Raw genomic sequence first — 20,835 nt, forward strand, 5'->3', positions numbered from 1 at the left:
CATGCTTTCGATGCGGGACACTTTCCTGGCCACCACCGAGCAGATCCTCGACGCCGACCCGGACGTCGCGATCGTGCTCGCCGACATCTCCGCCGCGCAGCTGGCCGGCGCCGCGCGGCGGCACCCGGACCGGGTGATCAACGTCGGGATCCGCGAGCAGCTGCTGGTCAGCGCGGGCGCCGGGCTGGCGCTGGCGGGGCTGCGGCCGATCGTGCACACGTTCCCGTCGTTCCTGGTGGAGCGCGGGTTCGAGCAGATCAAGCTGGATTTTTCCCACCAGGACGTCGGCGGGGTCCTGGTGTCGTACGGCGCGTCGTACGACATGCCGACGGCGGGGCGCACACACCAGTCCCCGGGCGACGTCGCGCTGATCGATTCGTTGCCGGGCTGGACGGTCCACGTGCCGGGCCACCCGGACGAGGCCCGCCGCCTCCTGCTGGAGTCCATCCCCGGCGACGGCCGCGTCTACCTGCGACTGTCGGCGCAGGAGAACGCTTCGCCGCACCTGGGGGTGGGTTTCACGCGGCTGCGGTCGGGTTCGCGTGGGGTCGTGGTGGCGGTGGGGCCGATGCTTGATCGGGTGCTGCGGGCTACGGCGGGTCTTGACGTCACGGTGCTGTACGCGTCGACGATCCGGCCGTTCGACGGGGCGGGTTTGCGCGCGGCCGTGGATTCTGTTGCTTCGGTGGTGCTGGTGGAGCCCTATCTGGCGGGGACGTCGGCGCATTGGGTGGCGGAGGCGTTGGCGGACGTGCCGCACCGGCTGCGGTCGCTGGGCGTGCGGCGGGATGCGGAGGTGCGGACTTACGGGGATGTTGCGGACCATGATCTGGCGCATGGCCTGGATGCCGGGTCGTTGGCCTTGTCGATCAGGGAGTTCCTGGGGGAGTAGGGGCAGTGCCGCCGGTGCTGGGGGTACCGGCGGCGGGCTTGCGATACCGGAGATCGACGTCTTCGCCGTCCAGCAACCGCATGAGCTTCCGGTTGGTTCTTCGTTCTTCGGCCGTGTCCTGGGGACGCTCGACGTTGAGGCTTTCGTACAGCGTGAACCGGTTCAGGTCGATCATGCTCTTGACCGCGGTGGTGTACTCGTCGGCCGCCGCGACCGCGGCGCGATAGGCGAGGTACGCCAGCGCGTACGGAGCCAGGGCGATGAGCAGCCACCACCCGTCGGTGACGAGGCAGGCGGCCGCTTCCGCAGCGCCGAGCAGGGACACGACACACAGCCGGATCGAGGTGTCCATCTGCTGCCGGGTGTCCCGGAGGTACTGCACGTGTTTGTCCGCGGAGACGAGGACAAACAGCGGGACGGTCAAGATCGCCTCGAGACCGTACTGCCGACCGGCACGGTCTTCTTCGCGCCGAAGGGCGTTTCCCAGCCGGGTGGGCATTATCCGCTCGATCTCGGGGTAGCGCTCGGTCGCGTGCGCCGCGGCGTCCCAGGCGGCGATCAGCCCACCCAGCCGGTTGCCGTGCCCGGAGTTCAGGATCGCGTGCCGTCGCCCATCCTCGTCCAATCCGGCGAGCATTCCCGGATCCACTTGCTTGATCTGCCTGGCTTTCTTGACGACGGCGGCTTCGAGGAGGTCCTCGAGGCGGGTCGCGTCGTCGTTCGCGCGAAGTGCGCGCTTGCGGTGGTGCCCGATGCGGATGCGCAGAAAGGCGCGGGCCGGCCGGGTGTGGCCCCAATACCCTTCGAGGACCTGGGTCATGGCGAACTGCAAGGGATGCAGGAAGAGCCCGGTCGCCAGGCTCGCCAGCAGCAGCCACGCGACGCCGGTGAGCGACCAGCCGCCGATGCGCGGCCCGATCCACTCCGGGTGCGGCGCCCCTTGCCAGGCGCCGCTCGTCGCGAGCGCGGCCGACCAGAGCACCAGGAACAGCGCGGGCAGCATGCTCACGAGCCCGAAGTAGCGGCCGATGCGGCTGCCGATGTTCAGAGTGCCTTCGGCGAACGAAGGCGCACTCATCGGTTGGTCCCGGCGGAGCGGTGACCGCACCTCGTGCAGGTGTATCCGCCGTCGTTGTTCCGGCGCAGGCTCCCGCTGCACCCCTCGCGCGGACAATGTCCGCCCCCGGCGCGCCGCCGCCGGCCGGGCATGCGTGCGGGTGGGTCGTTGAAGCCGAGTGCGGCCATCCCGCCGGTGAGGGCGAGCAGCAGCCGCAGAGACCACATCCGCCTCACCCCGCCCTCCAGGATCCGACCATGTTAGGTCAGCATTCAGGCGTAGTCGACAACGTGGGACGAGGTGGGGATGGGCTTCTCGCCCTGGGTGGTGCCTGCTGTGGGCATCGTCGTGGTCGCGGTTGCCGGGGGGTTCGGAGGCGGTGGCGGGGCCTGGGTGGCTGTCGGGGTTCTGACCGTCTTGGGGGGTGGGTGGCTGGTTTGGGTCGTGCTTCGGGAGCTGCGAGCCGATAGCGTTGCCCCCATGGCGTCCAGCATCCGGCCGATCGCGCTCGGGATCATTCGGCGGGGGAACTCGTTGCTCGTCTTCGAAGGCCACGATGACGGCCAGACCTTTTACCGGCCGCTCGGTGGGGGCATCGAGTTCGGTGAGCGGGGCGAGGAAGCCCTCAAACGCGAGTTCCTCGAGGAGCTCGACGCCGGGATCGAAGTCCACGGACGGCTCGGCGTCCTCGAGAACGTCTTCACCTGGCGCGGCGAGGCCGGCCACGAGATCGCCTTCCTCTACGACGCCGAGTTCACCGATCCCGGCTTCTACGCCAAAGACGAAATGAAGATCCTCGACGACCCTGCCACCGCTCGGTGGGTCGACGCCGAGGACTTCCGCACCGGCAGCAAGATCCTCTTTCCCGACGGGCTCACCGAACTGCTCTCACCGGAGCAGTGATCGCGTCGTCGGCTCCAAGGCTTCCCCCGGACCCGACCGGCTGAACGACACCGTGAACGGCCCGTCCTCCCGCACCGGCAGCTGGGGGAAGTTGTTCGGCGACGGCTCCGTCTCGAACACCGCGAACGCCGACGGAGCCGCAGCGCCGACCGTCAAACACAGGCCGGAACCCGGCGGCGGCGAAGCAAGACCACGCCGGACCGGACGGAGCAGCAGCACGTCGTCCGAGTCCACCATCGTCGCGTTCGCCGCGTCTCGGTGACGACGCCACACCGGGCCCGTATAGAACGCCTCCAGCGCCGACTTCCGGGCAGCGAGCGAAGAAAAACCCCGCAGCCACACGAACTGGTCCGGGGACGCCGGGGACCGGAACAGCCCGAACAGGTGCGCTCCCGCCTCCTCCTGCGGTTCGACGAACTCCCGCTCGAACAGCTCGATCAGCTCGTCGCGCCGCCCGGGGTGCAGGGTGTAGCGGCGCAGCTCCAGCACCGTCTCGAATGAAGAAAAGTCCACGGACGGCAAGCTACCGGCCACCACCGACAAAACGGATCAGCGGAACGCCGCCAGCCCCGTCACCGCCTGGCCGAGCGACAGCGCGTGCATCTCCTCCGTGCCTTCGTACGTCAGCACCGTCTCGAGGTTCGCCATGTGCCGCATCACCGGGTACTCCAGCGAAATCCCGTTCGCGCCGAGCATCGTCCGCGCGGTCCGGGCGACCTCCAGCGCCGAGCGCACGTTGGCCAGCTTCCCGAAGCTCACGTGGTTGTGGTGCAGCGAGCCCGCGTCCTTCAGCCGGCCGATCTGCAGCGCCACCAGGCCGGCGCGGTTGACCTCGACCAGCAGGTCGGCGAGCTTGCGCTGGGTCAGCTGGAACCCGGCCAGCGGCTTGCCGAACTGCGAGCGCGCCAGCGTGTACTCCAACGCCGATTCGTAACACGCCCGCGCCGCGCCGACGACGCCGAACAGGATTCCGTAGCGAGCCTCATTCAGGCACGACAGCGGCCCGCGCAACCCCCTGACCTCGGGGAACGCCGCCGAAGCAGGCAGCCGGACGCCGTCGAGGACCAGTTCCGCCGTCAGCGAAGCCCGCAGGGACAGCTTGTGCTTGACCTCGTTCGCCGTGAACCCCGGCGTCGACGTCGGAACGACAAAACCGCGGATGCCGTCGTCGGTCTGGGCCCAGACGACCGCGACCTCGGCGACCGTTCCGTTGGTGATCCACATCTTCGTGCCCGACAGCACCCAGTCGGACCCGTCGCGCACCGCGCGCGTGCGCATCGAGCCCGGGTCGCTGCCCGCGTCCGGCTCGGTCAGCCCGAAGCAGCCGAGCGCGTCGCCGGTGGCCATGCGCGGCAGCCACTCCTTGCGCTGCTCTTCGCTGCCCCACTTGTGGATCGCGTACATCGCCAGCGAACCCTGCACCGAGACGAAGCTCCGCAGCCCCGAGTCGACGGCTTCGAGCTCACGGCACGCGATGCCGTACGCGACCGCGCTGGTGCCCGCGCAGCCGTAGCCCTCCAGGTGCATGCCCAGCAGCCCCAGCGAGCCGAAGCCCTTCGCGAGCTCGGCGGCCGGGAGCACGCCCGTCTCGTACCAGTCGGCGACGGCGTCCAGCAGGTTGTCCTTCGCGTACGCGCGCACGGCGTCGCGGATGGCGCGCTCTTCCTCGGCGAGCCCGGCGTCGAGGTCCAGGAAGTCGTGCGGGTCCGGAGTGCGGCTCATGAGGGCTCCAAGGGGACGCGTCGGTGCGGCCCTCGCAGGAAACCACAGTCAGGCGTCTGTTCCCCGAGTGGCGTTCGTCACGCGGACGACAGACGCGGCCGGCGAGCGCCGCGGCCGGGTCTGCTGGCGCGGGATCAGCAGCTCGCTGAACTGCGGGAACGGCACACTCTCGATGTCGTCGCGCCAGGCGTGGAACATCTGGGACAGCACGTCGTCCTCAGCCATGTACGCCTCCCTGGCGTCCGGTCGTGGAGGCTGACCTCACACGATCGAGTGACTGGATACCCAGCTGCCGGGACGGCGAAACGTGTCTCTTCAAGATTCTTCCGCGCCGTCACCCACCCATGGCAGAATCGCGTCGCCGCCGCCATGGCCTCTACTTCCGAGGAGCGCACATGCGCGCGGCCAGTCTGCTCGCTCTCACCACCGCCGCCCTGCTCACCGCCACCGGTGTCGCGTCCGCCCACGACGCCCGCTGGCGCCAGGTCGGGCACACCACCGCCGAAAACCGGGTCAGCGGCGAGGGCATCACCACGCTCCGGCTGCCCGGGCAGCCGCCCGAGATCGTCTACCGCAACGGCGCGACCATCCCGCAGCCGCTCAAGGACGAGGGCTGGGGCCACGTCGGCGACCCCGACTCCCTGCGCGGGTACGTCTTCGACGTCTACCAGGACACCGTCACGCCGACGCCGGCCAAGAAGATGTACCTGGTCACGAAGCCGGACGGCACCACGACCGAGTTCGTCCACCCGCTGCAGGCCGACGAGCCCGCCGCCAACGCGAACGCCCAGGTCGCGGTCACCCCCGACGGCCAGTGGCTGGTCTCCGGCCCGCTCGGCGAGACCGACCGCTTCTCCGTCTCCGCGACGCCGTTCCTCAACCCGCGCGGCCCGAAGACCGCCGGTGACCTGCCCGTCGCCGCCCGGATCCACCTCGACCACCACATCCGCAGCGCCCAAGGCTGCGACTTCGTCAGCCCGACACGCTTGGTCTGCGCGACGTCCGACCCGAACAACGACCTCTACCCGACCAACCTGCAGCTGCTGCAGGTCGACCTCGCGCGGCCCCTGAACGGCCGGGACGTCACCGCCAAGGTGCACGAAATCAGCCAGGTCCCGCTGGTCAGCACCTGCACCGGCACCTTCACCCCGGAAGGCGTCGACTACGACGCGGGCGTGCTGCGCGTGGAGGTCGTGCCGCCCGCGCCGTGCAACACCGTGACGGACGTCTATTCGTTCGAACGCCGCTGAGGGCGACGGCTACGCTGGGTGCGTGTCTCGTGTGGTGATCCTCGACTACGGTTCCGGCAACCTCCGCTCCGCCGAACGCGCCGTGGCGCGCGCCGGGGCCGAAGTCGAGGTCACCGCCGACCCGCATGCGGCGGTCGAGGCCGACGGCCTGGTCGTGCCCGGGGTGGGCGCCTACTCCGCCTGCATGGCGGGGCTGCTGGCGGTGAAGGGCGACCGGATCATCGGCAAGCGCCTCGCCGGCGGCCGTCCGGTGCTCGGCATCTGCGTCGGCATGCAGATCCTCTTCTCGCGCGGCGTCGAGCACGGCGAGGAGACCGAAGGCACGGCGGAGTGGCCGGGCACCGTCGACCGGCTGAAGGCCGACGTGCTGCCGCACATGGGCTGGAACACCGTGCGCGCCCCGGCGGACTCACAGCTCTTCGCCGGCCTCGACGCCGAAGAGCGCTTCTACTTCGTGCACTCCTACGCCGCCCGCACGTGGGAGCTGGAGTCGGGACTGGCCGGTCAGGAACCGAAGGTGACCTGGGCGAACCACGGCGAGGACTTCGTCGCTGCGGTCGAGAACGGGCCGCTGTGGGCCACCCAGTTCCACCCGGAGAAGTCCGGCGACGCCGGCGCGCAGCTGCTGCGCAACTGGCTCGCGACCCTCTGACCGGGTGACGGGCGTCTCCGCCTTACAGTTACCGGCGTGACTTTCACGCTGCTTCCCGCTGTTGATGTGGCCGATGGCCAGGCCGTGCGACTCGTCCAGGGCGAGGCCGGCACCGAGACCTCCTACGGCAGCCCGCTCGACGCGGCGCTCGCCTGGCAGCGCGACGGCGCCGAGTGGATCCACCTGGTCGACCTCGACGCCGCGTTCGGCAAGGGCGGCAACCGCGAGCTGCTCGCCGAGGTCGTCGGCAAGCTCGACGTCCAGGTCGAGCTCTCCGGTGGCATCCGCGACGACGCGTCGCTGACGGCCGCGCTGGCCACCGGCGCCCGCCGCGTCAACCTCGGCACCGCCGCCCTCGAGGACCCGGAGTGGACGGCGCGGGTGATCGGCGAGTACGGCGACCGCGTCGCGATCGGCCTCGACGTGCGGATCACCGAGGCCGGCCACCGCCTTTCGGCCCGCGGCTGGACCTCCGACGGCGGTGACCTCTGGGAGGTCCTGGAGCGCCTGGACCGCGACGGCGCGTCCCGGTTCGTCGTCACCGACGTGAGCAAGGACGGCACCCTGCAGGGCCCGAACCTCGACCTGCTGCGCGAGGTCGTCGCCCGCACCGACTCCCCGGTGATCGCCTCCGGCGGGGTGTCCAGCGTCGCCGACCTAGTTGCCCTGGCCGGCTTGGCATCGGACGGCGTCGAGGGCTCCATCGTCGGGAAGGCGCTGTACGCCGGGGCGTTCACGCTGCCCGAGGCGCTGGCCGCGGTCGCGAAGGTCTAGTACCTGTAGCGGCGGACCCGCTCCGGGTGGATGACCAGCCGGAGCTGGTCCGTCGCGAGGATTTCGGCGAGGTCCTTCGCGCGCACGGGGTCATCGAGATCCCAGTAGCGGGCCGCCAGGCGGGTCGCGAGGTCGTGCGCGCCCTCCGGTTCGAGGGTGACGCTCCCGGCCGCCGACACCCAGCGCTCGCGCTCGCCCACCGGCGCGGCGACGACGAGCGAAGCGCGCGGGTCGCGGCGCACGCGCCGCACCTTGAGGGCGTCCGGTTCCGTGAACAGCTGGATCGTGCCGTCGTCGGTGGCTTCGAACCACACCGGCCGGGGCTCGCCGCCGGCCACCGTGAGGAAGCCGTGCAGTGGGCGGTGGAGGAACTCGAGGTCGTCTGGGGTGAGCATGCCCCCGATTCAACCGGCCCGGCTCGGACGATTCCATGGGTGAGAAGCCGGATCGCCTGTCCGTTCGTCTAGCCTCGGTGAGGTGGACGCCTTCAGTGACCTGATCCGCGGGGTGCGGGCCCACGGCTCGCTGTTCGGCAGCTCGGCCCTCTCGCCGCCCTGGGCGTTGCACTTCGTCGACGGCGCGCCGCTGACCCTGTGCACGGTCCTCGGCGGGTCGGGCTGGATCGTGGCCGAAGGCGAGCCGCCCGAACCGCTGCGGGCCGGTGACACGATCATCGTGCGCGGGCCGTCGACCTTCACCTTCGTCGACGAGCCCGGCACCCCCGCCGAGCCGGTCGCGTGCGGCGAGTTCTGCGCGACGCCGGAAGAGGGCGGCACCCGGCACCGGCTCGGCTGGCACGACACCACCGGCGGCCCGACCACGCTGATCGTGGGCGCCTACCCGGTGCGCGGCGAGCTGAGCCGTCGGCTGCTGGAGGCGTTGCCGGTGGTGCTGCGCGTTCCCGGCGGCGGCACGGGCGACGCCGTGCTCGACCACCTCGCCGCCGAGGTCGCCGTCGACACGCCGGGCCAGCAGGTGGTGCTCGACCGGCTGCTGGACTGGATGCTGGTCTGCACGCTGCGCGACTGGTTCGACCGGCCCGGTGGCGAGCCCCCGGCGTGGTGGGCGGCCCAGCACGACCCGGTGGTCGGCCACGCACTGCGCCTGCTGCACGCGGAACCGGCGGCGCCGTGGACGGTCGGGACGCTGGCCGGGCGCGCCGGGGTGTCCCGCTCGACGCTGGCCAAGCGGTTCGCCGAGCTGGTCGGCGAACCGCCGTTGACCTACCTGACGCGCTGGCGCATGACGCTGGCGGCCGACCTGCTGGCCGGCTCCTCGACGGTCACCGACGCCGCCCGCGCCGTCGGGTACGCCGACCCGTTCGGCTTCAGCGCGGCCTTCAAGCGGGTCCGCGGGGTGACCCCGAGCGACTTCCGCGCGGCGGCGGCATTACCTCCGGCGTAATCGACGCTGGGCGATGAGCGCGGCAGGATTCCTTTCGTAGCCGACGAAAGGAACGTCATGACCGCCTACGGACTCGCCCACCTGCGCCCGCCCGCCGTGCTCGCGGAGGAGGTCTTCCAGTACCTCGAACGCATCCAGGCGACGCTCGTCCCCTTCGGCGGCCGGTTCGTCGTGCACGGCGCGCCGGTGGTGGTGAAGGAGGGGGAGTGGCCGGGCGCGCTGGTGACCATCGAGTTCCCGAGCGCCGCCGCCGCGCACGAGTGGTACGACTCGCCCGCGTACCAGGCGATCCTGCGGTTGCGGGCCGACCACATCCCGGGTGACCTGGTCATCGTCGAAGGCTGTGGACCGGACCACGACTCGGCGGCGATGGCGGCCGCGATGCGCGCGGCGGCGTGACGACGCGGCGGGCCGAAGCGACCGAAAAGCGGCTGACAGCGGCACCCGCAGCCCGTAGGTTGCCGCGGTGGAGGAGATCGTCACCCAGCTCGAAATGACCGCGGCCGACCGGCTCAACCCGGCGCCGCCCGTCGACGGCGTCGCGCTGCGGGCCGCCGGGCCGGGGCCGGACATCCGGGGGCTGCACGTCCGGATCGGCACGCCCTACCAGTGGCCGAGCGTCTCGCGAAGCGACGAGGCGTGGGAAGCCTGGCTCGCCGAACCGGACCGCCGGTACCGGCTGATCGAGTACCGCGGTGAGGTCGCGGGGGTCGCGGACTTCGAGCGGCGCCACCAGGACGTCGAGATCACCACCTTCGGCCTGCTGCCCGAGTTCGTCGGGAAAGGCCTCGGCGGGTACGCGCTCACCCTCGTCGTCGCCGACGCGTGGGCGGTGCCGGGTGCGCGGCGCGTCTGGCTGCACACCTCGACCCTCGATCACCCGAACGCGCTGCCGAACTACCTGCGCCGCGGCTTCCGCGGCTTCAGCCGTCCAGCTTGACGGCGATCCCGATCGTCCGGTCGGCCGGTCCGCGCAGCTTCGAGAAGAACATCGACACCCGCCCGAAGACGCCGTACTTGCGCCCGATCACCTGCTGGATCCGCCGGGTCTCGTCGAGGTCCAGCAGCCGCGCCTGTCCGCTCGCGACGGCGCCGTGCGTCTTCTTGCCGCGCAGGTCGCACGCCTGGACCTCGACGCGGCCGCTGTTGCGGATGCGCTTGACCTTGCCGGTGTCCCGCACCGAGTTGAAGACGAGCTCGCCGCCCTCGCCGGCCACCCAGATCGGGGTCGGCACGGCGCGGCCGTCGCGGCGGAACGTGGTCAGGACGACGTAGCGCTCGGCCGCGAGCCGGTCCGTTTCGGAAGCCATGCGCCCACGGTAGTCACGGCGTGCGCCGCCGCAACGTCGCCGCGCCGAGCACCAGGGCCAGCAGCGCGCAGCACGCGACGACCAGCAGGTTCCGCAGGATCACCGCGTCCACCGTCGACGACGCCGTGACGCGCGTCAGCGCCTCGACCGCGTACGACAACGGCATCACGTCGGACAGCCACCGCAGCAGCCAGCCCATGTCCGCGCGGGGCACGAAGAGCCCGCACAGCAGGATCTGCGGCAGCACGAACACCGGCATGAACTGGATGGCCTGGAACTCGGTGCGCGCGAACGCGCTGACGAACAGCCCGAGCGCCATGCCCAGCAACGCGTCCAGGACGGCGATCAGCAGCAGCATCAACACCGACCCGGCGAGGTCGAGGCCGAGCCACCACAACGAGACGCCGGCCGCGAGCGCCACCTGGACGACGGCGATCGAGCCGAACGCCAGCGCGTACCCGAAGAGCAGGTCGAGCCGGCCGATCGGGAGGGTCATCAGGCGTTCGAGGGTGGCCGTCGTGCGCTCCCGCAACGTCGTGATCGACGCGATCAGGAACATGATCAGGAACGGGAACACCCCGAGCAGCGCGGGCGCGACGCGGCTGAACACCAGCGGCGAGTCGAACACGTACCGCAGCAGGATCATCAGCAGCGTCGGCACGAGAACGAGCATCACGACGGTGCGCGGGTCGTGCCGCAGCTGCGTGAGGATGCGCCGGGTCGTGGCGAGCGTCAGGGCGGGGTTCACGACGCGGCCCTCACCAGGTGCAGGAACGCCCCTTCGAGGTCGGCGGCGCCGGTGCGCTCGCGCAGGGCGAGCGGCGCGTCGTCGGCCAGCAGCGCGCCTTCGCGCATGAGCAGGAGGCGGTCGCAGCGGGCCGCTTCGTCCATGACGTGGCTGGACACCAGCAGCGTGGCGCCCGCGTCGGCGAGCCGGCGGAACAACGTCCAGAGCTCGTTGCGCAGCACCGGGTCGAGCCCGACGGTCGGCTCGTCGAGCACCAGCAGCTCCGGCTCGCCGAGCAGCGCGACGGCGAGGTTCGCGCGGTTGTGCTGCCCGCCGGACAGCGAGCCGACCAGCTTCCCGGCGTGGTCGGCCAGCCCGACTTCGGCGATCACTCTGTCCACATCGGACGCCGGCGCGCGCAGCACCGCGGCGAAGTAGCGCAGGGCTTCCCGGATGGTGAGGTCCGCGTAGATCGCCGGGTTCTGCGTCGCGTAGCCGATCCGGCGCCGCAGCGGCGGGCTGCCGGCGGGCAGGCCCAGCACGGTGACGGCGCCGCCCTCGACGATCTGCACGCCGACGACGGCGCGCATCAGCGTCGTCTTGCCGCAGCCGCTCGGGCCGAGGAGCCCGGTGACGCTGCCGCGGGGCACTTCGAAGCTGACGTCGCGCACGACCGGCCGGCCGCCGCGCCGGACCCGCACCCGGAGACCACGAGCGCAGAATTAGTCATGTGTTTAATTCTGCGCCCGAGGTGAAGTCCGCGTCAAGCACGCACCCGGCGCAACCGGATGGGGCACATCGGCAGAAGCGCTTCAACACGCCTTCTTGCGACGATCGAACGGCTGGGTTTACCCGCACCCTGGAGGGAAGACTTGATGGCCGTCACCCACGAAGTCCCCGTACATCCGCAGGCCGGCTTCTTCGGCGCGGGGCCGTATCCCTCGCGCCGGGCCGTGGTCGCGCTCGTCGCCGTCCTCGCCGGCTTCGCGCTGACCGCGCTGTGGTCGGCGCCGTTCGTCGACTCCGTGATCGGCGACAGCGTCGCGAACGGCCTGCTCGGGTACGACGCCAAGGCGACTCCGATCAGCGGCGTGCTCGCCGGGACGCTGTTCGCGTTCGTCTCCGGCCTCGCGGGCTCCTTCACCGCCTGCAACATCGCCGCCTTCGGCGCGGTCGCCCCGCTGGTCGGCGGCCAGGCCGGGGAGAAACGGCGCTTCGCGACCACGCTCAAGCCGCTCGGCTGGATCGCCGCCGGCATGCTCACCGTGTCGGTCGTCTACGGCGTGGTCGTCGCGCTGGTCGGCACGCGCATGCCGCAGTTCTCCACCGCGACCGGCAGCGGGCTCACCCCGCGCAGCATCCAGTCCATGATCGCCTTCGGGGTGGTCGGGCTCGTGTTCCTGGTGCTGGGCCTGATCGCGCTCGGCATCCTGCACAACCCGTTCGCCGGCTTCGTCAGCCGCCACCCGGCCGCGCCGCTGGTCCTGATGGGCGCGCTCACTGGTGCAGCGTCCTTGAGGCCGGCCGTACCCGCTGTTCCGGATCATGTTCCGCAGCGCCGCCGAGCAGCACAACGTCTTCTACGGCGCCGCCGCGTTCGCCCTGCAGTCGCTCGGCAACATCGTGATCATGGGTGTGCTGTTCCTGATCCTGACGCACGCGACGGGCGGGCGCGTGCAGCGTTGGCTGGCCGCGAAGCCGGCCCGGATCGCGACCGTGACCGGCGCCGCGCTGCTCGTCGGCGGCACGTTCACGCTGCTCTACTGGGACGTCCGCGTGCTCGGCCGGCTCGGGATCATCTGGTTCCCGGCGGTCAGCTGGTAGGCCGCCCGAGCCAGCGGTAGTCGGGCGCCGGGTCGAGCTGGACGCCGTCGGCGACGGCGACCAGCTCGGCCTGCGGTTCCGTCCCGGCGACCGTCAGCCACCGGCCCGACGGCAGGCGGACGGCGACCGTCCCGGCCCGGCCGTTCGCGGGCGCCAGCCAGAACCCCTGCCCGCCGCGGACCGCGATCGACGCGGCGCCGTTGACACCGGGGGAGCCCGCGCTCGCCGTGACCCGCACGGGCGCCCGGCCCGGGGCCGCCGCGGTCAGCTCGGTCGAGCCGTCGGCGGGGCCGGCGCCCTTCACCGCGGCCGAGCGCTCGGCCAGCCCGTCCGGGAGCGGGCCGAACCGCAGCTCACCGCGGACGCCGACGGCCTGTGTCGTGACGCCGTCGGCGATCCGCTGGGCGACCGCGCGCGCGTCCGGGACCCCCGAGACCCGCGCGGTCAGCACGTGGTCGTCGTCGGCCAGCCAGGTGAGCAGCGCGGAGCTTTCCGCGTCGCCGGTGACCATGGCGACCCGGCCGTGCACGAGCGTCTGGTCCTTGAGCGCCGCGATCCGCAGCGCGGTCCGCGACCACTCGGGATCGGCGGTCGAGTACGCCGACAGCGTGACCTCCGCCGGCCCGGCGAACCAGCGCCGGACCTGCGGCGCGGTGCCGGGACCGCCCTCGCGGTACTGCTCGGTGAAGCCGTCCGGCAGCCAGCCGGGGGAGTACCCGAGCACCGGGCGCCCGGCGGCCGGGTCGAGGCCGGGCGGTGTCGTGAGCAGCTGCGTCCCGGTGATCACCCCGGCCACCAGCGCGACGACGGCCGCGGCCACCAGCGCGAGCCGCACCGGCGCGCGCCGCCGCGTCCGCCGGGCGAGCGCTTCGCGGACGGCGTGGCCGTCGGGGGCGCGGGCGGCGAGCCGGTCCAGGCTTTCCCGGATCAGCGTCTCGGTGTCGTGGTCGCTGCGGGTCATGCGTGGTCTCCGGTGGTGAGGGCCGTCGGCTGCGGGGCCCGGCGCAACGTGGCCAGCGCACGGGAGATCTGGCTGCGCACGGTGGAGACGCCGCAGCGCAGGACGGCGGCGATCTCGGCGTCGGAGTAGCTCTCGTAGTAGCGCAGCACGATCGCCGCGCGCTGCTTGCGCGGCAGGGTGGCGAGCAGGCCGAGCATGGCGTCCCGCTCGTCGTAGGCGGCCGAGGGGTCGGCTTCCGGCGGCCCGAGCGCGTCGAGGACGTCGTGGCTGCTCGGCACCACGCGCCGCACCGCCCGCCGCCGCCACGACAGGTACTCGTTGGTGACCATCCGCCGCACGTAGGTCGGCGGGGAGTCGATGCCGTCCCACCGCTGCTGGGCGCGCAGGAGCACGTCCTGGACGATGTCCTGCGCCAGGTGCGGGTCGTTCGTCAGGACGGTGGCGTAGCGGAGCAGCCCGTCCAGCCGCTCCGCCACGAACTCTTCGAAACCCACGCAGTCCCCTTCGTCACCCCCATGGACGCGTGAGGGGGCGGCGTTGATGCACGGGTGTGAGATGTATTTAAAGAACGTCTTCGAGCCGCAGGAACGCGAAGCGGCGGCCGAGGTAGGCCGTGTTGATGGCCGAGCCGTCGGAGTGCTCGACTGAGTCCGTGCCGCGGCCGGCGACGATCCGCAGGTCACGCGTGCGCTTGCCGCCGAAGCCGGGGTCCGGTCCGGACGGCACGCACTCTTCGGTGGCGGCGTCCCAGCGGGGCCGGGACGCCGTACGAACGCACCCGGTCGACCAGCTCCGGCCGCCCGAACCCGCGGTGTGGAGCACCCGGCCGTCGATGACCGACCCCTCCAGCTGCGGCCGCTCGCCCGGCTCCTCGCACGGCGCCCCCGTCCGGCAGCCGGAACGACGTGGGCAGGTCGACCAGCCTCAGCAGCGCGACGCCGCCAGTGCGGGTCGCGGTCACTCACACCATCGCGACCGGACCCTCGAACGACCTCGCGGCATCCTGAGCCCCCGACACGGTCTGGCACCCGGTTCCGGTGTCGCGAATGGCCCATTGGGGACGTCTGGCGTCCCGAATGACCCATTCGCGACACAAAAGTTGCGATCGGAGCGAGTCGAGACGCGGGCCGCCGCAGGGGGCAGGAGCCGCCGGTGGCAGCTCGGCCGCGCGAATCCGACTTTGCCGAAACCCCGCCGGGACCACCTGCAGCGTCCGCGCGTCGAGGTCGAACGCCGCGAGGCCGCCCTTCAGCGTGCCGAGCACGATGCTGCGGGACGGGTCGTGCGGGTGGACCCAGATCGCCGGGTCGTCGGCGTTCGCAGGGGCGAGCTTTCACAGGGAAAGATGCGTCTTTTGGGACGAAAATCTCGGTATGTGGACCGCGAGGTGAACGCGCCGGCCTACGAGGGGTCGGCTTCCGGATCCAGGTAGTACTGCGCGACCGGCGCCAGCAGCGCGACGATCTCCTCGTCGGACGCCGCGGCCAGCGGCGGCAGCTTGATCACGTACCGCAGCAGCGCGACGCCCATCATCTGCGCCGCGATCCCGGTCACGCGGATGCGCGGCACCTCCAGCGCCCGGGCCACCTCGGCCAGCACCGCGCGCTCGATGAACTGGCGCATCATCAGCGCGACCTGCTCGTTCGTCGCCGCCGCGCGCAGCATCGCGACGAACGGCGTCCGCCCCTCCGGCGACGCCCAGACCGCCAGGAACGCCCGCACCAGCCGTTCGCCCAGGCCCGAACGCGGGCCCGCGAGGATCAGCGGGACCAGCTCGGCCGGGTTCACCGGCAGGTTCATCGCCGCCGCGAACAGCTGCTGCTTGCTGCCGAAGAAGTGGTGCAGCAGGGCCGCGTTGACGCCCGCGTCGGCGGCGATCCCGCGGACCGTCGCGCCGTCGTACCCCAGCTCGGCGAACCGGTGCCGCGCCGCGTCGAGGATCTTCTCCCGCGTGTCGGTCTGCCCCGGCCGCCGCCCCGCCCGTGCCATTGGCCGAGCTTAGAACGCTCTTGACTACGCTGGTGGGCATGTCTGTCGCGGTGCGGGTGATCCCCTGTCTCGACGTCGACGCGGGCCGGGTCGTGAAGGGCGTCAACTTCGCCGGCCTGCGGGACGCCGGCGACCCCGTCGAGCTGGCCCGGCGTTACGACGCCGAAGGAGCCGACGAGCTGACGTTCCTCGACGTCACGGCGTCCTCGGGCGACCGCGAGACCACCTACGACGTCGTCCGCCGCACCGCCGAGCAGGTGTTCATCCCGCTCACCGTCGGCGGTGGCGTCCGCAGCAACGACGACGTCAACCGGCTGCTGCGCACGGGCGCGGACAAGGTCAGCATCAACACCGCCGCGATCGCCCGGCCGGAGTTCCTCCACGAGGCTTCGCGCCGGTTCGGCGCCCAGTGCATCGTCCTGTCGGTCGACGCGCGCCGCGTGCCCGAGGGCGGCGAGCCGACCGCGTCCGGCTTCGAGGTCACCACCCACGGCGGTCGCCGCGGCACCGGCATCGACGCCGTCGAGTGGGCCGCGCGCGGCGAGGAGCTCGGGGTCGGCGAGATCCTCCTGAACTCCATGGACGCCGACGGCACCAAGAACGGCTTCGACCTCGAGCTCATCGAGCTGGTCCGCAAGGCCGTGCGCGTCCCGGTGATCGCGAGCGGGGGAGCGGGGGCGCTCGAGCACTTCCTGCCCGCGGTCCAGACGGGCGCCGACGCCGTGCTCGCGGCCAGCGTGTTCCACTTCGGACAGCTGAAGATCGGCGACGTCAAGGACGCGCTGCGCGAAGGCGGGGTCGAGGTCCGATGAGGTCCTGGCAAGCCCCCGTCGAGGTCAAGGTCGTCGCCGGCCTGCTGATCGGCCTGCCGGTCGCCTGGGCGCTGCTCGACCTGATCCCCGTGCTGAGCGCCGGGGCGGGCCTGGCGATCTACCGGATGCCCGCGCTCGCGCTCATCCTCGGCGGCGTCGTGACGACCGGCCTGGTGCTCAAGATGGGCAGCGCCCGCATCGGCGGCCTGGTCGTCACGGTCGTGTTCGCGCTGCTGCACGCCTTCCTGCTGCTCGGCGCGGAGCTGTGGTTCAACAAGCTGTTCTCCGGCCTGTCCTTCGCCGGCTACGGCTACGCATTCGTCCTGCTGAACTCGATGCCGCTCAAGCGGCACATCCTGGGAGCCGAAGCATGACCCTGGACGCGGCCGTCTCGGCGCGCCTCAAGCGCAACGCCGACGGCCTGATCGCCGCCGTCGTCCTCGAGCACGCCACCTCCGACGTGCTGATGATGGCCTGGATGAACGACGACGCCCTGGCCGCCACCCTGGCCACCCGCCGCGGCACGTACTGGTCGCGCAGCCGGCAGAAGCTGTGGGTCAAGGGCGAGACGTCCGGGCACTACCAGCACGTCCGCGAAGTGCGGATCGACTGCGACGGCGATACGGTCCTGCTGCGCGTCGACCAGACCGGCCCGGCCTGTCACACCGGCACGCACACCTGTTTCGACACCGAAGAGCGCCTGCTCCTGGCCGATGAGAAAGAGAACGCGTGAGGATCGTCGCGGACGTCCTGGTCGGGCTGGTGGCCCTGATCCACGTCTACATCGTCGTGCTGGAGATGTTCCTCTGGACGACCCCGCGGGCCCGGGCGGCCTTCGGCACCACCGAGGAGTTCGCGAAGGAGAGCGCGCCGCTGGCCGCGAACCAGGGGCTGTACAACGGCTTCCTGGCCCTCGCGCTCGTGTGGGGGCTCGTCGCGAGTGATCCGACGGGCTTCCAGCTCAAGCTGTACGGCATCGTGTGCGTGATCGTCGCGGGCCTCTACGGCGCGGCGACGGCGAACAAGCGCATCCTCTTCGTGCAGGTCCTGCCCGGGACCCTGGCGCTCATCGCGCTGCTGCTGGCGCGCTGAGCGGGCGTACGCCGCCCGGATGCGACGGGCTTGTCACGTGGCGGTGGGGCTGCGGTGTGCGCTCGAGGTCGCGACGGTCGTCGTCCTGCTGGTGCTCGGCCGGTGCCGGACCGCCGCCGGCGCGCTGCCGTCCGTCGAGCACGTGCCGAAGGGCGCGGGGCGGGATCGCGTTCGGCCTCGTGCTGGGCGCCGGGGTGATCGCCGTCCTGTGTTCTGCCGACGCTCGCCGAGGGCAGCGTCCGGTACCGCGACCACCGCCGGATCTTGTTGTACCGCAGGAGCTCGACGCATTCCTTCAGCAGGCGGCGCGGGACGGTTCATGGTCGTGCTCTTCTCGCCCGGCGAGTCCGACCCGTGGCCGTACGCCGTCCCGGTGGTGGCGCACGAACCCCGGATCACGAGCTAGGCTCGGCTGATGGCGCTGGGGAAAGCCGAAGTGAGCCGACGGCTGCGGAACTTCACGATCACGACCGGGCTCGCGGTGGCGGTGATCATCGTGGCGTTCGTGGTGCTGCTGACGAACGACGTGCTGTGGGGCGCGTTCGCTGTGGTGGTGGGCGGCATGCTGGCCGTCCTGGGGTACGCGTGGCTCTTCGCCTCGCGCTTGAAGCGCGACGCCCGGCTCAGCGCGACCGAAGCCGCGCCAGCGCGGATTCCCAGGCACGGGCGGAAACGCTGAGCTGACCCGCCGAGCGCGCCTTGGTGTCCCGCACGCCCACGACCCGCCCGAGCGCCACCTCGACACAGCTGCCTTCGTGGCCGCTGTACGACGACTTCCGCCAGACGCTCACGATGGCCTCCGTTACTGTGCGGCCTCCCGCAGCAGAGCGCGGGTCGCCTCTTCGCTCAGTGCTAGTCCTCCTAGCAGTTTAGCAACGGCTCGATGGCCCGAGGTCTGCTCGGGCTCGTGGAGGAAGGCGGTCGAGTGAACGTGCTCGACCGCTGTGATCGGCGGTGAGGTGCCGAAGTCGTAGATTTCGAAGGGGCCGATCAACCCCGGGTGGTACCCGATCCCGGCGCGCACGATGCGCACGCTGATGTTCGCGCGCTCGGACATTTCCACCAGGTGGTCGAGTTGGTCGGACATGATTCCGGAACTGCCGAAGTTCTCGTGCAGTGCCCGCTCTCCGAGCAAAGCGGTGTAGCGAATCGGCTCCCGGCGAGTGAGAACCCGCTGCCGGTTCAGCCGGACCCGGAGCCGCTTGTCCGCCTGCTCGATCGTCACCGGTGACTTGTCCATGATGGAACGGATGTAACCCGGCGTCTGGAGGAGTCCCGGCACGATCAGGGGCGACCACACCGTGATCCCGGTGGCTGTGCTTTCCAGGTTCAGGACCGTGGTGAGGGCGAACGGCAGGTCCGAGTTGCTCGATGCGAGCCAGTTGGGCTCCCGGGCGTGCCGGGCCAGGGTCCGGATCCGGTCGCGCTGCTCACCGGTCACCCCCAGCAGCGCGAGGATCGCCGACACGTCCTCGACGCTCGGCAACCGCTGCCCCTTCTCCCACGCCGACAACAGTTGCGGGATGATCCCGAGCATCTCCGCGAGCTGACGAAGGCCGACTTTGCGTACTTCGCGTTCTTCGCGCAGCGAAGCGGCGAGAGTGCGGGCCGCCGGGCTCGAGGACGTGGGTTTCATGGGAAAAGGATACGAATCCCGTCGATTCCCCGAATGTGCGAATGGTGTCCGCGAACCGCGATGACCGCCATTCTTTCGCGCATTCGGGTGATGCGCTGTGCCTGCTCCCTTGCACGCGCGGGGAGCCCGTCCGGTTGCCTCGCCCGCCTATGCCGTTTCTCGCAGCATCGGCCCTGCTCAACGGCCCTACGATCGCTCCATGAGAGGGCTCTGGCTGACCGTCGCCGTCGTCTGCGGTCTCGTCTTCGTGGTCTTCGCGGCGGGCCTGACCTACTCGCTGGTCGTGCCCGGCTACGTCTTCGAAGACGGCGAACTGCTCGGCGAGACGGTCATTCTCGCGGGCTCTCTGGCGCTGACCTTCCTGGGTGTCTTCCGGCTGCGGGTCGTGGCCCGGCGGGAGCTTCCCGCGGACTTCGGCCCGTGGCTGCCGCCGGCGGACCCCGCCGCGGGGGAGCTCACGGCGTTGACCGCCCGGCTGCGCCGGACCGCCCGCCACGCGGTGGCGCTCGCGCTGGTCTGGCCGGCGGTGATCGCGGCCGCCGTCGCCGGCCTCGGCCTGGTGCGGGCGTCCGCCGACGACCTCCTCGCCACCGGGGTCCGGGTGCCCGGGGTGGTGCTCTCGGCCGTCGACCCCGTCAAGGGCACGCCGTGGATCACGGTGCGGTACGGCACGCGGACCGCGGAGATCGTCTGGCACTCCGGCCGCGACTACCACGTCGGCGACGAGGTGACCGTGGTCTACGACCCGGCCGATCCCGAGCGCGTCCGCACGACCGACGAGGAGAACGAAAACCAGGTTCTCGTTGGGCTCTGCTCCGTCCCGATGCTGGTCGCGCTGGTCCTGCTGCCGTTCGCGGCCGTGGCGGCGGTGGGCTGGCGGCGCCGGGTCCGCGCGGTGGCTCGCACCGGCTGGCGGATCGCCGGGGTCACGGTCGTGCCGGAGCTGAGCCACGGCGCCGGCCGCCGGAACCAGGTGCACGTCCTGCACGTGGGCTACCGCGACGGGACCGGCGTCGTGCTCCGCTGCTCGGTGTCGACCCACGGCGTCCGCGCGCTGTCCGGCGAGGAGGACCTGCACGCGTGGGTCGGCGGCTGGGGCCGCACGATGGTCGTGGTGTTCCCGTACAGCCCGCGGGGGCGGGCGCTGTACGCGGTGCCCGGATACGCGACGGCTACCCGATCTCCCCGGTGAGGTAGCGCTGCAGGTTCGGCGCGACCGCCCGCACGAGGACCTCGACGTCTTCGCTCGCGAACGGCTCGAACTTCGCCACGTACCGGATCATGCCCATGCCCACCATCTGGGAAGCGCAGAGGTTCATCCGCAGCGACACGTCGTCCGCGCCCATCGACGCGATCAGCGACGTGAAGAACTGCTGGAAGAAGTCGCGTAGCACGTGCCCGGCCTGCTCGTGGCCGGCGACACTGCGGATGAGCGCGACGAACACCCCGCCGCCCGCGCCGTCCCAGCGGGTGATGAAGGTGCGGACGATCCGTTCGCCGAGCTCGTCGTCGGGGCCGTCCCGGAGGATCTTCTGCAGCTCCAGCGGGTCGAACGGCAGCTTGAGCACGGCCTGGGCGAAGAGGCCCTCCTTGCTGCCGAACCAGTGGTTGACCATCGCCGCGTCGACGCCGGCGCGGGTGGCGATCGCGCGCACGGTCGCACCGTCGTAGCCGTTCTCGGCGAACACGGCCCGCGCGGCTTCGACCAGCGCGGTGCGCGTGTCCTGGCCGGCGGGCCGCCGGCCCCGGCGGCGCGCAGTACTCTCGGTGCTGTCGGTGGTGCTCACCGCCCCATCATGACCCAGGCGTCCGCTTAATTCAATCTATGTT

Annotated in this window: 30 protein-coding genes and 1 pseudogene; 15 read left to right on the top strand and 16 right to left on the bottom strand. The window is 71.5% G+C overall.

Features of this window, described 5'->3' with window-relative positions:
* Position 1: 1 nt before the first annotated feature.
* Entirely contained in the window at positions 2-892 is an 891-nt protein-coding gene (locus ACZ63E_RS43035) for a transketolase family protein (RefSeq protein ID WP_465342086.1), read from the top strand.
* Here ACZ63E_RS43035 and ACZ63E_RS43040 read toward each other — a convergent pair.
* The gene (locus ACZ63E_RS43040; RefSeq protein WP_465342087.1) at positions 870-1,970 is read right to left on the bottom strand and encodes a hypothetical protein; all 1,101 of its coding nucleotides are present in this window, start codon (positions 1,968-1,970) and stop codon (positions 870-872) included. The genes ACZ63E_RS43035 and ACZ63E_RS43040 overlap by 23 nt on opposite strands.
* Positions 1,971-2,429: 459 nt before the next feature.
* Between ACZ63E_RS43040 and ACZ63E_RS43045 the strand changes: the two genes are divergently transcribed.
* Complete coding sequence (locus ACZ63E_RS43045; RefSeq protein WP_465342088.1) at positions 2,430-2,852, top strand: NUDIX hydrolase; 423 nt, start codon at positions 2,430-2,432, stop codon at positions 2,850-2,852.
* Here ACZ63E_RS43045 and ACZ63E_RS43050 read toward each other — a convergent pair.
* Genes ACZ63E_RS43050 through ACZ63E_RS43060 form a run of 3 tightly spaced genes read right to left on the bottom strand, consistent with a single transcriptional unit; the run spans position 2,838 to position 4,799 of the window.
* A complete protein-coding gene (locus ACZ63E_RS43050) occupies positions 2,838-3,365 on the bottom strand; it encodes an NIPSNAP family protein (protein WP_465308018.1) in 528 nt (175 codons plus the stop codon). The genes ACZ63E_RS43045 and ACZ63E_RS43050 overlap by 15 nt on opposite strands.
* Positions 3,366-3,401: 36 nt before the next feature.
* On the bottom strand, positions 3,402-4,574 hold the full coding sequence (locus ACZ63E_RS43055) for an acyl-CoA dehydrogenase family protein (protein ID WP_465342090.1): 1,173 nt from the start codon (positions 4,572-4,574) through the stop codon (positions 3,402-3,404).
* Between the two features lie 48 nt (positions 4,575-4,622).
* Positions 4,623-4,799 carry a hypothetical protein gene (locus tag ACZ63E_RS43060; RefSeq protein ID WP_465342091.1) on the bottom strand — a complete coding sequence of 59 codons (177 nt, stop codon included), beginning with the start codon at positions 4,797-4,799 and terminating at the stop codon, positions 4,623-4,625.
* A 170-nt stretch (positions 4,800-4,969) separates the two neighbouring features.
* Here ACZ63E_RS43060 and ACZ63E_RS43065 point away from each other — a divergent pair, with 170 nt between their 5' ends.
* From ACZ63E_RS43065 to priA, 3 genes are read left to right on the top strand one after another with little or no spacing between them, the layout of a single operon-like run.
* Complete coding sequence (locus ACZ63E_RS43065) at positions 4,970-5,824, top strand: hypothetical protein (RefSeq protein WP_465342092.1); 855 nt, start codon at positions 4,970-4,972, stop codon at positions 5,822-5,824.
* Between the two features lie 31 nt (positions 5,825-5,855).
* Positions 5,856-6,476: an imidazole glycerol phosphate synthase subunit HisH gene (gene hisH, locus ACZ63E_RS43070; RefSeq protein WP_465342128.1), complete on the top strand. Its 621-nt coding sequence runs from the start codon at positions 5,856-5,858 to the stop codon at positions 6,474-6,476.
* A gap of 36 nt (positions 6,477-6,512) precedes the next feature.
* Entirely contained in the window at positions 6,513-7,250 is a 738-nt protein-coding gene (priA, locus tag ACZ63E_RS43075) for a bifunctional 1-(5-phosphoribosyl)-5-((5-phosphoribosylamino)methylideneamino)imidazole-4-carboxamide isomerase/phosphoribosylanthranilate isomerase PriA (protein ID WP_465342093.1), read from the top strand.
* Here priA and ACZ63E_RS43080 read toward each other — a convergent pair.
* Positions 7,247-7,645, bottom strand: coding sequence for a pyridoxamine 5'-phosphate oxidase family protein (locus tag ACZ63E_RS43080; RefSeq protein WP_465342094.1), 399 nt, complete (start codon positions 7,643-7,645; stop codon positions 7,247-7,249). The genes priA and ACZ63E_RS43080 overlap by 4 nt on opposite strands.
* A gap of 82 nt (positions 7,646-7,727) precedes the next feature.
* On the opposite strand from ACZ63E_RS43080, the gene ACZ63E_RS43085 reads away from it, so the two are divergent.
* The 3 genes from ACZ63E_RS43085 to ACZ63E_RS43095 all read left to right on the top strand — a co-directional run bounded on the left by ACZ63E_RS43085 (position 7,728) and on the right by ACZ63E_RS43095 (position 9,594).
* Positions 7,728-8,654: an AraC family transcriptional regulator gene (locus ACZ63E_RS43085; protein WP_465342095.1), complete on the top strand. Its 927-nt coding sequence runs from the start codon at positions 7,728-7,730 to the stop codon at positions 8,652-8,654.
* 57 nt (positions 8,655-8,711) lie between these two features.
* Entirely contained in the window at positions 8,712-9,053 is a 342-nt protein-coding gene (locus tag ACZ63E_RS43090; protein ID WP_465342096.1) for a DUF1330 domain-containing protein, read from the top strand.
* Between the two features lie 67 nt (positions 9,054-9,120).
* Positions 9,121-9,594 (top strand): GNAT family N-acetyltransferase, encoded by a 474-nt coding sequence (locus ACZ63E_RS43095; protein ID WP_465342097.1) that lies wholly within the window; start codon positions 9,121-9,123, stop codon positions 9,592-9,594.
* Here the strand turns inward: ACZ63E_RS43095 and ACZ63E_RS43100 are convergent.
* The 3 genes from ACZ63E_RS43100 to ACZ63E_RS43110 are packed head-to-tail and all read right to left on the bottom strand — an operon-like array spanning position 9,578 to position 11,392.
* A complete protein-coding gene (locus tag ACZ63E_RS43100) occupies positions 9,578-9,964 on the bottom strand; it encodes a PPOX class F420-dependent oxidoreductase (RefSeq protein ID WP_465342098.1) in 387 nt (128 codons plus the stop codon). The genes ACZ63E_RS43095 and ACZ63E_RS43100 overlap by 17 nt on opposite strands.
* A 13-nt stretch (positions 9,965-9,977) precedes the next feature.
* Positions 9,978-10,712, bottom strand: a complete 735-nt coding sequence (locus ACZ63E_RS43105; RefSeq protein ID WP_465342099.1) for an ABC transporter permease — start codon at positions 10,710-10,712, stop codon at positions 9,978-9,980.
* Positions 10,709-11,392: an ABC transporter ATP-binding protein gene (locus tag ACZ63E_RS43110; protein ID WP_465342100.1), complete on the bottom strand. Its 684-nt coding sequence runs from the start codon at positions 11,390-11,392 to the stop codon at positions 10,709-10,711. The genes ACZ63E_RS43105 and ACZ63E_RS43110 overlap by 4 nt, the downstream gene beginning before the upstream one ends.
* 174 nt (positions 11,393-11,566) lie before the next feature.
* Here ACZ63E_RS43110 and ACZ63E_RS43115 point away from each other — a divergent pair.
* Positions 11,567-12,515, top strand: a pseudogene (locus tag ACZ63E_RS43115) (hypothetical protein).
* On the opposite strand, the gene ACZ63E_RS43120 reads toward ACZ63E_RS43115, so the two are convergent.
* The 5 genes from ACZ63E_RS43120 to ACZ63E_RS43140 form a co-directional block, all read right to left on the bottom strand.
* Positions 12,505-13,476, bottom strand: coding sequence for a hypothetical protein (locus tag ACZ63E_RS43120; protein ID WP_465342101.1), 972 nt, complete (start codon positions 13,474-13,476; stop codon positions 12,505-12,507). The pseudogene ACZ63E_RS43115 and the gene ACZ63E_RS43120 overlap by 11 nt on opposite strands.
* The gene (locus tag ACZ63E_RS43125; protein ID WP_465342102.1) at positions 13,473-13,970 is read right to left on the bottom strand and encodes a SigE family RNA polymerase sigma factor; all 498 of its coding nucleotides are present in this window, start codon (positions 13,968-13,970) and stop codon (positions 13,473-13,475) included. The genes ACZ63E_RS43120 and ACZ63E_RS43125 overlap by 4 nt, the downstream gene beginning before the upstream one ends.
* Before the next feature lie 67 nt (positions 13,971-14,037).
* Complete coding sequence (locus tag ACZ63E_RS43130) at positions 14,038-14,298, bottom strand: hypothetical protein (protein ID WP_465342103.1); 261 nt, start codon at positions 14,296-14,298, stop codon at positions 14,038-14,040.
* 139 nt (positions 14,299-14,437) lie between these two features.
* The gene (locus ACZ63E_RS43135; RefSeq protein ID WP_465342104.1) at positions 14,438-14,740 is read right to left on the bottom strand and encodes a hypothetical protein; all 303 of its coding nucleotides are present in this window, start codon (positions 14,738-14,740) and stop codon (positions 14,438-14,440) included.
* A gap of 137 nt (positions 14,741-14,877) precedes the next feature.
* Positions 14,878-15,465 (bottom strand): TetR/AcrR family transcriptional regulator, encoded by a 588-nt coding sequence (locus tag ACZ63E_RS43140; protein ID WP_465342106.1) that lies wholly within the window; start codon positions 15,463-15,465, stop codon positions 14,878-14,880.
* 38 nt (positions 15,466-15,503) lie between these two features.
* Between ACZ63E_RS43140 and hisF the strand changes: the two genes are divergently transcribed.
* The 5 genes from hisF (at position 15,504) to ACZ63E_RS43165 (ending at position 18,048) form a co-directional block, all read left to right on the top strand.
* Positions 15,504-16,277: an imidazole glycerol phosphate synthase subunit HisF gene (hisF, locus tag ACZ63E_RS43145; protein ID WP_465342107.1), complete on the top strand. Its 774-nt coding sequence runs from the start codon at positions 15,504-15,506 to the stop codon at positions 16,275-16,277.
* Positions 16,274-16,651: a hypothetical protein gene (locus tag ACZ63E_RS43150; RefSeq protein ID WP_465342108.1), complete on the top strand. Its 378-nt coding sequence runs from the start codon at positions 16,274-16,276 to the stop codon at positions 16,649-16,651. Before hisF ends, ACZ63E_RS43150 begins: the two co-directional genes overlap by 4 nt.
* Entirely contained in the window at positions 16,648-17,010 is a 363-nt protein-coding gene (hisI, locus tag ACZ63E_RS43155) for a phosphoribosyl-AMP cyclohydrolase (RefSeq protein ID WP_465307983.1), read from the top strand. The genes ACZ63E_RS43150 and hisI overlap by 4 nt, the downstream gene beginning before the upstream one ends.
* The gene (locus ACZ63E_RS43160) at positions 17,007-17,369 is read left to right on the top strand and encodes a DUF1304 domain-containing protein (protein ID WP_465342110.1); all 363 of its coding nucleotides are present in this window, start codon (positions 17,007-17,009) and stop codon (positions 17,367-17,369) included. Before hisI ends, ACZ63E_RS43160 begins: the two co-directional genes overlap by 4 nt.
* 415 nt (positions 17,370-17,784) lie before the next feature.
* Entirely contained in the window at positions 17,785-18,048 is a 264-nt protein-coding gene (locus ACZ63E_RS43165) for a hypothetical protein (protein ID WP_465342111.1), read from the top strand.
* Here the strand turns inward: ACZ63E_RS43165 and ACZ63E_RS43170 are convergent.
* Both ACZ63E_RS43170 and ACZ63E_RS43175 read right to left on the bottom strand, forming a co-directional pair.
* Positions 17,993-18,160, bottom strand: a complete 168-nt coding sequence (locus tag ACZ63E_RS43170; protein ID WP_465342113.1) for a DUF397 domain-containing protein — start codon at positions 18,158-18,160, stop codon at positions 17,993-17,995. The genes ACZ63E_RS43165 and ACZ63E_RS43170 overlap by 56 nt on opposite strands.
* A gap of 11 nt (positions 18,161-18,171) precedes the next feature.
* Complete coding sequence (locus ACZ63E_RS43175; RefSeq protein WP_465342114.1) at positions 18,172-19,005, bottom strand: helix-turn-helix domain-containing protein; 834 nt, start codon at positions 19,003-19,005, stop codon at positions 18,172-18,174.
* Between the two features lie 199 nt (positions 19,006-19,204).
* Between ACZ63E_RS43175 and ACZ63E_RS43180 the strand changes: the two genes are divergently transcribed.
* A complete protein-coding gene (locus ACZ63E_RS43180; RefSeq protein WP_465342115.1) occupies positions 19,205-20,197 on the top strand; it encodes a DUF3592 domain-containing protein in 993 nt (330 codons plus the stop codon).
* On the opposite strand, the gene ACZ63E_RS43185 is transcribed toward ACZ63E_RS43180, so the two are convergent.
* Positions 20,178-20,792 carry a TetR/AcrR family transcriptional regulator gene (locus ACZ63E_RS43185; protein ID WP_465342116.1) on the bottom strand — a complete coding sequence of 205 codons (615 nt, stop codon included), beginning with the start codon at positions 20,790-20,792 and terminating at the stop codon, positions 20,178-20,180. The genes ACZ63E_RS43180 and ACZ63E_RS43185 overlap by 20 nt on opposite strands.
* Positions 20,793-20,835: the final 43 nt, after the last annotated feature.

This window comes from Amycolatopsis sp. NPDC104819 (genome assembly GCF_055583145.1).